Origin of the sequence: Herbiconiux sp., from assembly GCF_004297105.1 — a bacterium.
Classification (GTDB): domain Bacteria; phylum Actinomycetota; class Actinomycetes; order Actinomycetales; family Microbacteriaceae; genus Herbiconiux.
Window position 1 is genome coordinate 1 of record NZ_SCVE01000010.1, and the last position, 15633, is coordinate 15633.

The 15633-nt window shown below is 63.4% G+C and carries 15 protein-coding genes and 1 tRNA gene; 2 read left to right on the top strand and 14 right to left on the bottom strand.

From position 1 onward, the window contains the following. Positions 1–566: 566 nt before the first annotated feature. From EPO52_RS05730 to EPO52_RS05770, 9 genes are all read right to left on the bottom strand, one after another. Complete coding sequence (locus EPO52_RS05730; protein ID WP_290803253.1) at positions 567–788, bottom strand: hypothetical protein; 222 nt, start codon at positions 786–788, stop codon at positions 567–569. Positions 789–806: 18 nt separating this feature from the next. Continuing rightward, complete coding sequence (locus EPO52_RS05735) at positions 807–1238, bottom strand: hypothetical protein (RefSeq protein WP_290803257.1); 432 nt, start codon at positions 1236–1238, stop codon at positions 807–809. Positions 1239–1290: 52 nt separating this feature from the next. Continuing rightward, positions 1291–4236 (bottom strand): hypothetical protein, encoded by a 2946-nt coding sequence (locus tag EPO52_RS05740; RefSeq protein ID WP_290803261.1) that lies wholly within the window; start codon positions 4234–4236, stop codon positions 1291–1293. Between the two features lie 4 nt (positions 4237–4240). Continuing rightward, positions 4241–4576: a hypothetical protein gene (locus EPO52_RS05745; protein ID WP_290803265.1), complete on the bottom strand. Its 336-nt coding sequence runs from the start codon at positions 4574–4576 to the stop codon at positions 4241–4243. A gap of 203 nt (positions 4577–4779) precedes the next feature. Next, a complete protein-coding gene (locus tag EPO52_RS05750; RefSeq protein ID WP_290803269.1) occupies positions 4780–5628 on the bottom strand; it encodes a hypothetical protein in 849 nt (282 codons plus the stop codon). Between the two features lie 37 nt (positions 5629–5665). Next, positions 5666–6661, bottom strand: a complete 996-nt coding sequence (locus EPO52_RS05755) for a hypothetical protein (RefSeq protein ID WP_290803273.1) — start codon at positions 6659–6661, stop codon at positions 5666–5668. Further along, positions 6642–6938 (bottom strand): helix-turn-helix domain-containing protein, encoded by a 297-nt coding sequence (locus tag EPO52_RS05760; protein WP_290803277.1) that lies wholly within the window; start codon positions 6936–6938, stop codon positions 6642–6644. The genes EPO52_RS05755 and EPO52_RS05760 overlap by 20 nt, the downstream gene beginning before the upstream one ends. Positions 6939–7252: 314 nt before the next feature. Beyond that, on the bottom strand, positions 7253–8188 hold the full coding sequence (locus EPO52_RS05765; protein ID WP_290803280.1) for a hypothetical protein: 936 nt from the start codon (positions 8186–8188) through the stop codon (positions 7253–7255). A gap of 885 nt (positions 8189–9073) precedes the next feature. Continuing rightward, positions 9074–9409 carry a hypothetical protein gene (locus EPO52_RS05770; RefSeq protein WP_290803283.1) on the bottom strand — a complete coding sequence of 112 codons (336 nt, stop codon included), beginning with the start codon at positions 9407–9409 and terminating at the stop codon, positions 9074–9076. Between the two features lie 399 nt (positions 9410–9808). On the opposite strand from EPO52_RS05770, the gene EPO52_RS05775 reads away from it, so the two are divergent. After that, entirely contained in the window at positions 9809–10369 is a 561-nt protein-coding gene (locus tag EPO52_RS05775) for a hypothetical protein (RefSeq protein ID WP_290803285.1), read from the top strand. After that, positions 10369–11616: a tyrosine-type recombinase/integrase gene (locus EPO52_RS05780; RefSeq protein WP_363339474.1), complete on the top strand. Its 1248-nt coding sequence runs from the start codon at positions 10369–10371 to the stop codon at positions 11614–11616. Before EPO52_RS05775 ends, EPO52_RS05780 begins: the two co-directional genes overlap by 1 nt. Here the strand turns inward: EPO52_RS05780 and EPO52_RS05785 are convergent. The 5 genes from EPO52_RS05785 to EPO52_RS05805 all read right to left on the bottom strand — a co-directional run bounded on the left by EPO52_RS05785 (position 11576) and on the right by EPO52_RS05805 (position 15619). After that, a tRNA-Leu gene (locus tag EPO52_RS05785) sits at positions 11576–11649 on the bottom strand. The genes EPO52_RS05780 and EPO52_RS05785 overlap by 41 nt on opposite strands. 99 nt (positions 11650–11748) lie before the next feature. Then, positions 11749–13299 carry an FAD-dependent oxidoreductase gene (locus EPO52_RS05790; RefSeq protein ID WP_290803288.1) on the bottom strand — a complete coding sequence of 517 codons (1551 nt, stop codon included), beginning with the start codon at positions 13297–13299 and terminating at the stop codon, positions 11749–11751. 42 nt (positions 13300–13341) lie between these two features. Continuing rightward, on the bottom strand, positions 13342–14592 hold the full coding sequence (locus tag EPO52_RS05795; protein WP_290803290.1) for a S8 family serine peptidase: 1251 nt from the start codon (positions 14590–14592) through the stop codon (positions 13342–13344). Continuing rightward, the gene (locus EPO52_RS05800) at positions 14592–15107 is read right to left on the bottom strand and encodes a DUF501 domain-containing protein (protein WP_290803293.1); all 516 of its coding nucleotides are present in this window, start codon (positions 15105–15107) and stop codon (positions 14592–14594) included. The genes EPO52_RS05795 and EPO52_RS05800 overlap by 1 nt, the downstream gene beginning before the upstream one ends. Next, complete coding sequence (locus EPO52_RS05805) at positions 15104–15619, bottom strand: septum formation initiator family protein (RefSeq protein ID WP_290803296.1); 516 nt, start codon at positions 15617–15619, stop codon at positions 15104–15106. The genes EPO52_RS05800 and EPO52_RS05805 overlap by 4 nt, the downstream gene beginning before the upstream one ends. Between the last annotated feature and the right edge of the window lie 14 nt (positions 15620–15633).

The window sequence follows — 15633 nt, forward strand, 5'->3', positions numbered from 1 at the left end:
CCTGCGCACAGCGAGCTGCAGAACGCGAAGCGGTGGGGGTCGACCCCGGGGGGGGAGGGGGTACCCACCCCACCCCCAGACTCCTGCGCACAGCGAGCTGCAGAACGCGAAGCGGTGGGGTACCCCCAGACCTTGGCGCACAGCGTTCGGCAGAACGCGAAGCGGGAGGCTGTGGGCTAGAGAACTGAGGTGACCACTGCTACTGCGAGTGATGCCACGGCTATGGCTATCGAGCTGAGAGAGATGGCTAGAGACCTTCGCTCTGCCCGCTTGGCGTCCTCGCGTGCCTGCTCTGTGAGTACCACACTGGCCTGGAGTGCTTCGGTGGCTAGCGTCATCTGTTCGGCGATGGTTGTCGTGTTCTCGGCTGTTCGCCCTGCGTGATCTGGGCCGGGCATCGAGAAGGTGATTGGCTGCTGTCCAGAACGGAGGAGTGCACGACGGTAGCTCTCGGCGTCGTGTGCCAACTATCGTCGTCCAGATGCTCGAGCGAGGCTTGCTTCAGGTCTCTCCATGACCGCGAGCGTACTAGCGGCGGAGCGTCGGGCGCGGCCCGTGGAAGGGGGTCAGTTCCAGCGCGGCCGTGCCGAACCTCGCGGCCGGCCTCCTTTGTTCACTGGCTTCATCATCTCGGCGTGCAGGGCTGGCATCCACATCACCAACGCCTTGCCCTGTCGTCCGGTGCTGATGCGGGGGTTAGCTTCGAGGCGCCGCCGGATGGTGCGCGTGGACTTGTCGTAGATGGTGGCTGCCATCTCCAGGGTTATGTACTCCTGCACGACCATCATGTTTTCTGACTCCAATCGTTACGCGTTGGGAAGCCACGTTCCCCAAATACCGGCAGTAAGACCGCACACGAGACCGATACCTAACAAGATCACGTCGACTCGACTTGAGCTGTCCAGCCCTCGAATCATTCGCTCGGCCAAGAGCTCTCGTCCCGTCTCGATCATTGTGTAGCTCCATGCCTCGAGCCCTTTGGCGGCGTGCGCTTTCATCCAGTACTGCGCCTGCTCGGCCTCGAGCTCCGCCTTTCGGTCCTTGCCCGTCTCGTTCTTAGCCAGCGCTCCAAGGCGCGCGTACTCCGCGCGAATGTCGGCGCGCTGCTGGCGCTCGACGTCCATCTGCATTGCAGCCTTGCGTGCTCCGCGACGCGCACCCCAGAGGCCAATGGCTGACAAGACGAAAGCGGCAACGGTTAGAACTGTGACGACAATCTGCTGTGCGAGAAGCGGCATGAGGCTATTGTCCTGCCCCCCTCCGACAATTTCTTTCACCGGGCGCACGTAACTACACTCCGACTCGGTAGCCGGCACCAAAGGTTTGACTCTCGGAGCTATCGAATTCAGCGAGAACTATGCGCGCTTCTCCGTTCGCCAATCGGCGGAGCCAGCCGACTACTCCGACCCCTTCGAGAACGATTTGCTGGTCGGTGAAGCCCTGAGCAGTCGCAGCAGTTTGGAGGCCTGAGCTGGCGAAGCTCGGCGAGAGAGTCGGCCCGGTCGGTACCGTGACGAGCCCTTCTATCGCGCGCACTGCACTCGGCGCATTGCGATTGATTCCCAGCACCAGGCCGGCGACAATCTGTGCGCCGACTTCGTCGCGGAACACCTTCGATGGCGACTGGATGCCAAAAACCCCCTTGGCACCGTTGATGATCTGCTGGCCGGCGCTCACGACGGCGGATATGGCCGCGCCGACCTTCTGCTGAATGCCTGAGACGAGGCCATTGATCAGGTCTCGTCCGGCTTGTACGAGCCAACCGCCGGCACCCGACAACGCGCCCTGGATGCGCGACCCCAGGGACATGACCGCTGCGATGACCCCGATGACGCCGTTGGACACGGTCGACTGGAGATTTGCCCACATTTGGCCCCACGCGGCGATGGCCAGACTCGCGACACCGGAAATGAGAGTGCCTACCTGCAGTAGGCCCTGGGCCCAACCGAGGATCATGGCGACGCCGTCGGCTACGACGGAGACGAGGTTGACGAAGAGGCCGTGCCAGAAGTTGGTCCAGTTGGCGCCGAAGTCGTTCCAGAATCCGACCCATCCGGCGTCGAAATCTCTCGTGAACGTGAAGATCTGTTGGAAGAATTCGCCAAATTCGCCGGCAATACCCGCGTCTTGGATCTTGTTCAGCGCATCATCGCTCACGAATGCATCTAGGTTCTCCATGATGGTGCCGAAGAGCTCGTAGATCGGGAAAGCGATCCCAGAGATGTATCCGGCTAGCCCCTTGATGCCTTCGACGAATCCGGGGAGGATGTCGACGGCAAATTCAGATAGGGCGCCCAGAAGTGGCAGAAGCGAGCTGCTGAGATCAGAGAGGGGCTGCTTCAGATCGTTGAGAGCGTCCGTGAGTGCAGGGCCTAGGACGGGGAGTACTTCGGTTGTCAGGTAGTCGAGGATCGGCGAGAGTACGTCCGAGAGGCCGCTGACGGCGGCACCGAGTACGGGGCCGATTTGGCGGGCAAGCTCGCCTGCGAAGCTCCACAGCGACGCCACCCCGAGGGCGATATCGGGAAGGGAGTCCCCGAAGCTGGCAAGGCCATCCTCGATGCCGCCGATGAGGTCACGGAGACCCTTGCCGATCTCCGGGCTATTCAGCGCCCCGGCAATGTCTGACACGAGCTGCGAGAAGGCGCGGCCGGCGATCGTGATGAACGCCTCTACATCGGTCCGCCGATCATAGAGAAGATCCCCCACAGACTCGAGCGCCCCGCCAAGCGATTCGGTTGCAGCCTCGGCGCCGTTGAAGATCGCCGTCATGGTCCGCTGGAAGCGGGGCCCGTTGACTACGTCAGCGATTCGCTCGAGCGAATCAGCAAACCCGGCTAGACCTTTCGAGCCGGCGTTCTCCGCGGCCTTCCAGATCCCAGCAAAGATGCGCCCCGTCGCCGTGAGAGCATCCCAGACGTCGTAAATGGCCTTGACAGCCTTGTCCATCCACTTGTCGAGCCGACCGTCATTGGCCACCTTGGCGAGCCACTTGTCGAAGCGGTTGGCGAGATCGACGAACCACTTCGCGAGCCGCGGCATGTACCGTGCACCGACCATGCCGAGCGACGTGATGGCTCCTGCAAATCCATCAGATCCGCTGGCAAGGATGTCCAGTGAGTCGGCAAGGCCAGCGAAGATCGCCTCGAGCCGCCCGCCCGAGAACGAGGTATCGAAGGAGCGGGCGAGGCTGCCCACGAAGGAGCCAACGGCCGTCGCGGTCCGATCGAACGAAGCCCGCAGCTGTGGCATCAGATTCGTGACCAGATCGACGATCGGCTGCCGTGCTTGTGCCCAAAAGTTCGTTCGGATGATCGAGGAGAGCTCCGACATGGCTGGCGCGAGTTCGGCCAATTCTGTCTTCGCGTCCTTGAGTGCCACGACGAGCACCGTCACCGTTGCGACGAGACCAGCGAACAGCCCGGGGATCACGAGTAGCGCGGGCAGGATCGAGTAGAGTCCGGCGCCAATTCCCGTGAGTCCCGACACTGAGGAGAACAGCACCGAGGCCAGAGAGGTGAGGCCCGTGAGTAGAACACTGAGCTTGGGAAGTGCCTTGTCGAGGTTCGCGACGCCATCGACAATGTCTTTGATCCAGTTGAAAGCGACCCGACCGCCGGAAAGCGCTGCAAGGGCTGTGGCCACCTTCACGAACGACGGTTCGTTGACGTTGGCGAAGAACGTCACGATCCGATCGCGGGCGAGGTACCGAAGCCGGGTGCTCGCGGAGAGCGTCTCCGCCTCGACCTGGATATGCAGCGCATCCTTCTCGACGCTGTCCACCATCTGATGGACCTTGTGCCGGAAGTTCGCCATCTCCTCTTCGGTCATCGTCGCGCCGATGGTGGCGTGCATGCTTTCGCTGATGATTCGGAGACGGTTCTGGAGCTCGCTGCGCAGCCGCTCACCGTCGACCGTGGCGGGGATCTTGGCCTCGATCGTCTTCGCGGCTGCCTCGACTTGCGACTTGAGGCGCTGCGCCCACACCTTGTCGAGCGTGTCCACTGACACCGGCACAGATGCGCGAGTTTCCTTCGCCCACTGCTGCGCCTTCCGGCCGGCGTCCCGCACCGACTCTCGGAGAGTCCCATCGTCGACAACAGCCTTGATGGAGACCTGCATCGACCGCTCGATGCGCTCGAGCGACTTCTTCAGGTCCTCCCGGAATCGCGAGGAGTCGGGTACCGCGCGAATGGAGACGCGGCCGACACTCTTGCCTCCGGGCGACTTGGCCACTGGCCTAGTCCGTCTCGGTGAAGTTGGCCGCGATGGTCTGGCTGAACGCGATGTCGATCGTTTGAACGTCGACGTACGAGTCGACGAAAGATTCGAGAGCGGGCATGAGCGTGGTCAGATTTCGGACCAACTCCAGGGTGCCGCTTAGAACCATTCCCAGGAACAGGAACTTGTAGTCGTCTTCTACCGCCGAGGCCTGCTGGCGGAGGTACTCGCCCTGCCGCTCTCGTCCGCTGTCTCTGAGGGCAATGAAGCCGAGGTAGGAGGCTTTGGCCCAGTCGTGCCATTCGGGCGACTCGGGCGTCAGTGGGGATGTGGGGGTGGTGATCTGAGCCGACATGCTGTGACCTTCGGGAACGGAAAAACCGAGCTCCGATTAGTCACTTGACTAGTCGTGCTCGGCTTGCATGTCGTTCACCGTTCGGCTTGCCGGGAATGTCTCCCAGCGCGCCTAGCGTCGGTTTTTAGATGTATGACAAGGTTACCTTGCAACTCGTGCAGTTGGGGGCTATTTCGCGCGGGCCGCCATCGCGGCGTCAGTAGTCAAAGTCGGCGTTCGTCTATGAACGATGCGTAATAGTCGCGGGTGAAGGGCATCGCAACTGCATTCATTGAGGGATATCCCCAGGGACCGGACGTGAATTCCGCGATCTCCCAACCAGCGTCGTTACCCGGTGTCTTTACGAGCATCGCGCCCCCTTGGATGACTTCGTGTCTCTCGATCGCGCCTGTGTCACCGGGGAAGACATAGGTGATTGTCGTAATCACGCAACTGCTCGTTTCGTGCTCGCTCGGGTCACCCAGGTGCAGCTTCGCGTACTCAATCCACGCCGCCAGGGTGTGGATTCGCTCGAGATAGAAGTGCTTGGACTTGCCTACATCGAGCATGTGCTCGTGCAGCTTGCGGTCTCCGTGGTCCGAGCCCAATTTGATCAGTGCGCGGCGCGGGCCGTCGTTTGATACGACAATCCCGATGCGCACCCCAATTTCGCGGGCCGCGTCCTGCGGCAGGATGAACTTCGTTCCCGGCTGGATGACGGAGAGATCAGCCAGCGTATCTTCGTCTCGCTGTCCGCGCAGAAGGGGATCCAAGCTGTCTTTCGCTTGATGAGTGACTTCTACGGTGAGCCGTGGCATCTCGGCGTCGATTCGGGCCTTCGCGTTGTCGACCAGAGTGTTGCGCGTGACTTCTTGCTCGGAACGTGCCAGATCTAGAGTCAACTCCGTTGCCTTGACGCTACGTTGTGTCTGCCGAATCTGGAGGTAAATCAGGATGCCGGTCACGGCGGTAACCACTGCGGCGCCTAGGGTGGCCCAGGCTTCCAGTTGGGCTACCCAGGTGATTGATTCGGATGCAGCGGATGTCGCCGCCGGCGTGGGGACACTCATCATGCCGCGAGCTTATCGATAGCTGCCGATCCTGAAGTAGCTAGGCGCCGCCCAGGCGTTGGCTGATCGAGTTGGCAACCACGCGTGTGGAGAGAAGTGCCGTTCGTAGTTTGGTCGGATCTCCGTCACCCTTCGCGAGACGCTCTTCCAGGCTGTCGATCGTTCGATCGATGAGCACCTTACGCTCGCTGAGCTTTTCGAACTGCTGTGCGGGCGTGGGCGGCGAGTATGGCGCTCGTCCGATTTCCGCGGGATCACGAAAATGGTCTGCCTCCCGGACGAGCACGGGGCCGATCTCTCCGTGCATTCCGATCGCGATGCGAACCTCTTTGAGAGAGTCACGATCGTTGCCGCCGGCGCCCTCGTAGATTCGATCGAGGTCTTCGCGATTGAGCTGCAGACCGGGGTCCGCTGCCGCGGTGATCGGCATCGTTTCGCACTTGCACTCGTCGTGGATGTCGAGGAGATCGTCACTGGAGTAGTAGTTGCTCGCGGCCACCACGCATAGACCGCACGTACCGGACTCGGAGAGTTCAGGATGGATCACACGTCGATAGCCGATCACGAGCGGCGCGGCGCTCATAACCACGCGCGCTTCGTCCCTGTTGACGATCCCTAGGTCGGTCTCGACCAGATCTTTCAACCGCCTCTCTGCGACGTCGCGCGCCTGCTGGACGCTCTTCCCCTGAGAGAGCGCGTAGCGGTATTGGACGGCCGGCCGCTGGTAGACCTCGAGCATGTCAATGTTCGCTCGCGGGTACAGATCGTCGATTGGATCGAGGGTCGGCGTTTGTGCGCCAATCTCTCTCAGCACAGCCAGCATGTAGGCGCGTGACAGCCTGCGGGATTGCTTTAGCGCTGCGTCGACGTACACGGATGAGCGTGCTGACTGCGCGGTCACCAAGTCGCTGTCGTACCAGTCGTCGAAAGACCCCCACATGCCTAGCAGTAGCCGTATCAGCTTCTCAGCGATGGTGCGGCGCTCCAGCGCATGTCGATCAACGATAGCCGCGACCCTACGTGTGGATATCGCCATGATGAGATTTCCCCTTTCCTCTGGTCGTGCGTTCCGCGCGGCCTGTTAGTATTCGGTCGATCTGGGCGCCGGTCAAGCCCCATGAGTTGGGTGCCGGAGGTTCGGTGTGGTCGTGAATGAAGGCTTCAATCACGGCCCGGGGAAACAGTGTGCGGCGGCCAATTCGCATGACTCCGATGCGCTTCTCTCGTGCGAGGGCGATCAGTTGGGATTCGGAAATTCGGAGGTATTCGGCGGCCTCTGCGGCGGTGGCGACGTCGGGTAGTTGGTTCTGCATCTGCCGAGTATCGCCGTTCTGGCCCGCTACCTGATGGTGCCGGCGAGTCTGGAGGATTGGTAGGTCGGGCGCCCGGCTGGTGGAGGCTCGTGAGCTCAGCCGGGCGCCCTTGACTGTGCGCAGTGCGGCCCGCGCGCAGTCAGTCGTGGGCTACTTGCGGCGGAGCCGCTCCCGGGCGGACTCGCGAGCTTTCCCGATCTCGCCGTTTCCTGCCGGCGCGACTCGGGAAGGCTTCAGCCTTTCTACAGCCTGTTCCCTCATCTCGGCCATCGACGGCGGAGGCGTCTCAGACTCGTGCTCGCCCGGCGCGTCGGTCATCGGCGTGCCTTCTCTGCGGCCGCGGCATAGTCACGGGTCAATGCAAATCGCCTTGCCGTTGCGTCCTGATCGATGCGGGCGCTCGTCGTCTTGAGCTGTGACGCGGTGGGCGTCCAGATCTCCGAGCTAGCGATGACTTTGATCGTGGCGAGCGCCGAATCGCCATCCCATGGTGGTTGGCTTCCGTTCCGAATCGCCGCGAGAAGAGTCCCGTCGATGTCCAAGCGCTCGGGAGATGCCCAGCGATTGTCTGTCCGCTCAAGCGGCACGCGGAGGTAGAACATCGGCCACACCTCGGCGTAGTTCTTGATGAACTCGAGGTGTGTCCAGACGTTGGACGCGCCGTTGATGACTCCGCGATGGATCACCGATAACTGCTGCCATTCCTCGAGCAGGGGCAAAGCTCCTGCGTAGGCGGCTGCTGCGTCTGGCCGGGATGAGATGTCTTCCAGGGCTGACACGTCGTGGAGGAGGTTCGCGCGTTCGGAGATCGCCGCTGCGATCACGGATCGGCGATCTTGGATTTCTTGACACAGTTCCGACTGGTGGGCATCAACCCAGGAGTTCGCCCGTTCGACTAGCAGTCGTCGTGCGTTCTCCTCGAGCTTGAACGCCCACTGGCGGAGCTTTGCCTGATCCTCTCTTGCTATCGCCGCCTCGGCCGCGCGCGTGAGGTCAATCTCTGTCGCTTCGAGGAGTGCGCGGGCATCCGCTAATTCGGCTCGATCGTTTCGAGACCGTGGACCGATCTCGTCTATCTGTGCTCGGAGCGTCTGAGACTGGGCAACGAAACTGAGCCAGCCTTCATCGATGGATGCAGCCAGTTCTGCGAACTGCTCGTTTCCGTCGAGCGCATCTCGCTCCACTCCGCTCGAGCCGGCGATGAGGATGCTCTTGCGAAGCAATCCCGTCGTGTCCTGCGTGGTCGTCATCTGATCTCCATTTCATCGTGGGCTTGGTGCATTTGTCTTGCGTCGCGTTCGCAGCGATCGCATGGCATCGGGTAGTCGGAGTGCAATTCGCACTCCGAGCCGGGGACGTAGATTTTGGCGGCCGGGTGGTCGCGCCTGAATTCCTCCTCGGCCTCGGCGCACTCTTCGCATCTCGGCGGGAAGACTTCACCGGCGTGGGTCTCGCATCGGATTCCGGTGTCGACTTCGTACATGGTGGAGCTCCCTTCGATTTGGATCTGAACCGGCCAAGTGAGGTGCTCACCCGAGCCGAGGTTTTTCTTCTGTCTGGTCCTGTTGTTCCTCGTTGTTCCTTGGGGGGCCGCTTTCCGACCCCCCAACAGTCGTTTTCCGACCCCTTGAGGGGTCGTTTTCCGGCCCTTTGGGAGGTCGCATTCCGACCGGCTAGGTACCCCTGAGACTCCTGCGCACAGCGAGCTGATTCACTTTCGCTAGGGGTCTCTTTCCGACCCTTTGAGGCGACCTAGGGTTAGCGCGTATTCAGACCTACGTCCGTTGCGGCCGTTCACCACGCGCAGGATGGCGCCGGCTCGAACTAGTCCCCTGAGTGCGACCTTCACCCTTGCGAAGGCCGCCTCACGGTCTGCCAGGGCTACCGGATCTTCGCAAGATGCGTCGACCACTCGGCGACCAAGAGCGAAGGCGGACTCCTCCCGAGACGCGAAGTAGCGCGGCGGGTTGTCCGCGTCCATCGCCGATAGCGCCATGAAGAGAAGAAGGCGCATCTCGTTGCCGCTTATGTCGCGGCCTGCAGCGAACGCGTATGCCTGTGAGACCAGTTGTGCTCCCACCCAGTGGGTCCTTCCGAAGACGAGCTTGATGAATGTTTGCCAGCCGGATCAGCCCTTACATGTTCGAACTACCGGAAAGCAACTCCTTGAGCACTCCGCGCCACTCGACGAGCTTGGAAGGAAACTCGTTGAACTTCGCGATCTCGGCCTCAAGCTCGTGGAGCGAGACATCACCTTCGCTCTCCGAAATGGAGAGCGAAGCGACGTATGTTGAATGTCGTTCGACGAAGCGAATCTCGAACAGTACGCAGTCGTCGTCGAATGTGTCGTAGAAGACGACGTGCTCCTGAGCTCCGGACTCGGCTTGCGGGTCGTGCTTGGATGGGTCGCAGCCCGAAATTGAACATGCTTCGGAAATAGGCGCTTCGTGAGTTATTGTTGACGTGAGCATGGTGCCTCTTTCATTTGGATGGTGAGACTGGTACTTTCGGCCCCCGTGAGATCCTCTCGGGGGCCGTTTTCGATTGGCGGGCCTGCCCCCTGATCAGACGGCCTCTGCTGCTGTCCCCTGCCGAGCCGTAGCCTCGACCCAGTCGATGACGTCCGACTCGCGATAAAGCACGGTGCGAGCAGTCGGCTTCCTGTATCTCGGGCCGGATCCGACATAGCGCAAGTGCGCGAGGTTCGACTTAGTCATCCCCGGAATGAGATCGCAGACCTCTTGCGGTGAGAGATACTTCTCCACGTTTGGCTCCCTTCAGTGGCCAAGCTAATTTTTTGCTTGGCCACACGCAGATAGTAGATCAATGTGGCCTAGCTATGCAACAGGTTGGCCACATAAGATGAGATCGTGACGGATGAAGAGAGTTACTCGCCGCGGCCCCTTCGCGGAGTCGTTGTGACACACGTGGGTGAAGAAGTCTTAGGCCCGCTCATTTCGGTGAGACCAGATCTGCGTGTTCCGTCACGTATCCATGCCCGGGTGGTCTTCAGTGATCAACCCATGGCGTTTGAGGTAGCACTGGAGTGGGACAGTGCCGAGCTCTCTTACCTCGTGAAGCGGCTCGTCATCGACGCCGACGGCGCGGTTTCCACTGCCGATCTCCATAAGGTCTCACTGCCAACACTCATCAGGCTTGCGGCGTCAGGTGATCCGGAAGTCATGACAGAGGAGGGTGACTGGGAGCGATTCGAGTTGGTACTTGCGTCTTTGGACCTGACCGAGTTTCAAAGCGAGATTGCTGCGGCCGGCCCAACCGATGACGTTCTGAAATGGGTGGGGCGAATTTACGCCTGGGGTCGCATCATGGGCGGCAATCCAAATCAGCTCGTCGTCTCCACGCTCGGCTTGCCCAAGCGGACGGCCACACGCTGGATAGCGCGCGCCCGCCAGATCGGCCACCTCGACTAATGGCGACCATAAGCTCTTACGCAACCGCTTCCGGCCGCAGGTACCGTGTTCGCTACCGCAAACCGGACCACACACAGACAGACCGGCGAGGATTCAAGACAAAGCGCGAAGCGGAACTCTTCGCGGCGTCACTCGAGGTCTCGATCGCGCGCGGTGAGTTTGTGGACGCCACGGCCGCTCGCGTGACGGTGGGTGCTCTAGGGCCAGCCTGGCTCAATTCAAAGGCTCGGCTCAAGCCCAGCTCAGTGGAGCCTCTTCGACTCGCGTGGAGACTCTACGTGGCACCTCAGTGGGGCGACCGCTCAGTCGCTTCGATCCGTCATTCCGAGGTGCAAGCGTGGGTCGCTGACCTTGGTGTCGGCGCGGCTAAGACAACCCACACAAAACCCGGTCCCCGCGGCGCTTCGACCGTGATACGCACTTACGGAGTGCTCGCAGCGATTCTTGACATCGCGGTGAAGGATCGACGGATTGCCACCAACCCCGCTCGAGGGGTGGAACTGCCTCGAAAGGTGAAGAAGGCGCATCCATACCTGACACATGATCAGGTCGAATTGCTAGCCAGTTCCGCGAATGACCGCGGCACACTAGTTCGCTTTCTTGCGTACACAGGATTGCGATGGGGCGAGGCGACTGCACTGCGTGTGCGAGACCTTGATACCTTGCGTCGGCGCGCCAATGTGCGAGAGAACGCCGTGCGGGTGCGGGGGCGCATCATCGTAGGCACCCCGAAGAGCCACGAGGCTAGGAGCGTTCCCTATCCGGCATTCCTCTCCGAGTCACTCGCGCAGCTCTGCGAGGGAAAGAGATTCGACCAGCTGGTCTTTGGCGATGGCGTGAATCACCTTGTCACCCCATCTACCCGAGACGGCTGGTACATGTACGCCAAGAAGAGGGCACGAGCTATACAGCCCTCGTTTCCCAACCTGACGCTCCACGACCTCCGACATACCGCGGCTAGTCTCGCTGTGTCGGCCGGCGCCAACGTGAAGGTAGTCCAGAAAATGCTTGGCCATGCCTCCGCAGCCATGACGCTCGACACCTATGCCGACCTCTTCGATGACGATCTAGACGCAGTTTCCGAGGCCCTCGATCAGGCACGAGCCAAGTCGATTGTGGGCAAAATGTGGGCAAATGGCACCGCACCGGAGACAATCGTGACGCCACTTCCGCTCAAAGACAAGCAAGTAGAGCCATCAAATGCAGTACCCCCACTGGGACTCGAACCCAGACTGAAACGATTTTAAGTCGTCTGCCTCTGCCGATTGGGCTATGGGGGCGGGCGCCCTCATCGTAGCGGGAGGGGCCGGGAACAGCGGCGCCGCGCATCCGGAACGCGGTGAGCGAGCGGATGCGCGGCGCGCAGGTGACGGGGAGGTCTACTCCGGCGACGGAGCCGTCTTCGCAGCAGCCTTGGCCCGGGGCTTCGTGGCCTTGGGGGCATCCGGAGCCGAGTCGACCGCCGCTACGCCGTTGACCTCGGCCGTGGCCGCGGGCTCGGACGAGTGCGAGCCCGGCAGTTCGGCATTCGCGGGCTTCTCGGCGAGTGCCGTCGCTGCCTTGGCGGGGGCCGCAGGGGCTGCGGCCGGAGCCGCCGCAGGCGCCGCCGGACGCGGGCGGGCCGCGAACTGCTCGAACGCAGCGCGCGGGTGCACACGGGCCTCGAGCGAGACGTTGTCGCGGCCGAGGAAGAAGTTGTTCACCCAGCCCCAGATCACGCGGAACTTGCGCTCCCACGACGGCATCGCCAGGCCGTGGTAGCCACGGTGCGCGAACCAGGCCGGCAGGCCCTTCATCGCGATCTTGCCCGACTGGAACACTCCGACACCGAGGCCGAGGCCGGCCACCGCGCCCATGTTCTTGTGGAAGTAGTCCTTGACGCCCTCGCCGCGCAGGTCGGCCACGATGTTCTTCGCGAGCAGCTTGCCCTGACGCACCGCGTGCTGGGCGTTCGGCACGCAGAAGCCGCCGACGCCGCCACCCGTGAGGTCGGGCACGGCCGACACATCGCCGGCACCCCAGGCGCCCTCGACGATCCCGTCGTCGCCCTCGACCCGCAGGTCGGCGCGCACGCGCAGACGACCACGCTCCTCGATGGGGAGGTCGGAGTTCTTGATGTCGGGCGTGGCCATGACGCCCGCCGTCCAGATGATGGTGTCGCTCTCGAACGACTCACCGGTCGAGAGCTCGATCACGCCGCCGACGGCCGACTTGAGCTGCGTGTCGAGGTGGATCTGCGCCCCGCGCTCGGCGAGGTTCTTGATGACCCACAGCGACGTCGGCAGGCTGACCTCGGGCATGATGCGGCCCATGGCCTCGATGAGGTGGAAATGCGTGTCTTCGAAGCCGATCTCGGGGTACGACTCCACCAGCGCGGAGACGAACGACCGCAGCTCGGCGAAGACCTCGATGCCGGCGAAGCCGCCGCCGACCACCACGACGGTGAGCAGGCGGTCGCGCTCGGGACCGGCCGGCAGCAGGGCGGCCTTGTCGAAGTTGGTGAGGATGCGGTCACGGATCGCCGTGGCCTCCTCGATGGTCTTCAGGCCGATGGCCTCATCCGCCACACCCGGGATCGGGAACGTGCGCGACACGGCGCCCGCGGTGACGACGATGATGTCGTACTCCTCTTCCCACGGTTCCCCCGCACCCTCGACCGGCGTGATGGTGGCCGTCTTCGTGGCGTGCGAGATGTGGGTGACCTTCGCGGCGATGACGCGGGTCTTCTTGAGGTGACGGCGGATGCCGACCACCGCGTGACGTGGCTCGATGGAGCCCGCGGCGACCTCGGGGAGGAAGGGCTGGTAGGTCATGTACGGCAGCGGGTCGACCACCGTGACCTCGGCCTCACCGGAACGAAGCCACTTCTCGAGCTTCCAGGCGGTGTAGAAACCGGCGTATCCGCCGCCGACAATCAGGATCTTGGGCACAGTGAAACGATCTCCTCAATACAGGGGCCTGGCTAAAGGCTACTACTTGCGAAGCAGCCGTCTGAAACGCGAGACCGCCCCTAGAGCGAAAGTCGCCATAAGGATGAGGAACCCGAGCAGGAGCCCCAGCGGCACCGCCCAATGAATGAGAGTGTACACCCCACCCGACGCCTCCGATCGGCTCGGCTCTGCGCGAGTGACGGGTGGAGCCGTGGGTGCCGGGATGGCCAGGGAATCGACGGAGACGGTGCCCGATGACGGCCGGTAGGTGGCGATCCACGCGGTGAGATCGCCGATGGGGTTCGTGGCCACCGACGCGACATCCGCGTTCACCGCACGCTCGGCATCGATGAGCCCGTAGCCGTAGATCGGGCCGGGCACCGGCGAGCCCTTCGGCGTGGCCGTGGAGATGATGCGGTTGATGATGTTCGCGGCGTCGAGTTCCGGATGCGCGGCCTTCACGAGTGCCGCGAGCCCGCTCACGATCGGCGCGGCACCCGAGGTGCCGTTCCAGAGCACGTAGCCGCCACCCGGCACGATGCCGACCAGCTGTTCGCTGGGAGCGGCGGCGGCGATGGTGATGCCCTGCGATGAGGCATCGAAGCTCGCGTCGCCGTTGCGGTCGACGCCGGCCACCGCCACGACCCCGGGGATGGTGGCGGGCGCCCCCACCTCGGTGGTGCCGTCGACCCGGTTGCCCGCGGCCGCCACGATGACGACATTGTGGTCGAAGGCGTAGGAGAACGCGTCGTCCCAGCTCTCAGGCCAGTCGAGGCTGTTGCGGGTGAGCGACATGTTGATGACATCGGCACCGTGGTCGACCGCCCAGCGCACCGCGTGCGCGATCTGCTCGTCGGAACTGACGGAGCCTGTTCCGAGCGCCACCGAGATCGACAGCAGCGATGCCTCCGGCGCGACCCCGATCACGCCGTTGCCGGAGCTCGTGCCGCGACCCGCGATCAAGGAGGCCACCATGGTGCCGTGGTCGGGGGTGTCGCCCACGGGGGTCTGGCCGTTGGAGGAACCGAGGCCCGAGACATCCGTTCCGTCGACGACGGCGCCCTTCAGCTCGGCGACACTGCCGTCGACCCCCGTGTCGATGATGGCGACCGTGGCGCCCTTGCCGCGCGTGGTGTCCCAGGCATCCGTGAAGCCGTAGTCGGCCAGCCAGTACTCCATGTCACGGATCGAATCGGCGCGGGCCGCGGGCACCGCTCCTGCCGGCGCGATCGCACCCAGGGCGATGCCGACCGCCACCATCGCTCCGAGCCCGACCGCGAACCGGGGGCGCATCAGAGGTCGATCGCGTAGTCGACGCACTCGCACACGGCGGGCGACCAGTCGCCCCGCGCGAGCGCGAGATCGCCGATGGGATTCACACCTTGTCCTGCCGCCAGGGCGTGGCCCGCGAGAGCGTGCAGGCACTTGACCCGCGTGGGCATGCCCCCCGCGGAGATGCCCGCGATCTCGGGCACCTGGCCGTAGTACTCGCGATCGGCGAGGTAGGCGGCGTGCGCGGCCGCGTAGTGGTCCGCGAGCTCGTCGTCGGCCAGCGCATCCTGGAACTCGACCATCACGTGCTCGGCCTCGAGGTCGCTCATCGCGGCCGTCGCGGCGGGGTGGCTGAGGTAGTAGAGCGTGGGGAACGGGCTGCCGTCAGCCAGCCGCGGAGCCGTGGCGAGCACGGTGGGATTGCCGCAGACGCACCGCGCGGCGACGCCGAGCACATTGCGCACCGGCCGGCCGAGCTGAGCGGATGCGACCGCGATGTCGCGCTCGGAGGCGGGCTCGAAGGGCGGGGTGGTCACTGCACGGTCCCATCCGTCTGGAGTTGGTCGGGCGTCTGGGTCGAGAGGCCTGCGGACATACCGGAGGCGAAGAGCGACGACAGCCAGTCGACCTGAGTGGTGGAGATGGTGTCGCTCACCGAAGAGCTGTCGTCTGCCGCGGGCGGCGCATCGTCGATGACCAGGAAGCTCGTCTCGCCGGGCATCACGTAATACAGCCGGTCGCGCGCCTCGGCCTTGATGTAGGCGGGGTCGCTCCAGCGCGCGATCTCGGCGCCGAGCTGATCGTTCTGGGAGTTCTTCGCATCCACGTCCGCGTGCAGCGCGGCGAGCTGCTGGCGCTGCTCGATGTACACGCGCAGACCCGGAGAGATGATGACGACGAACATCACGATCACCACGAGCATGAGCACGGTGAAACCCGAGAAGCGGATGCTGCGCAGCCAGTTCGCCGAACCGGCCGCGGCGGCAGAGGCCTGCGGCAGCGCAACCGGAACCCGCAAGGGGCGGGAAGCCGGTGTGCGCTGCCGCATGAAAACTACCTTCG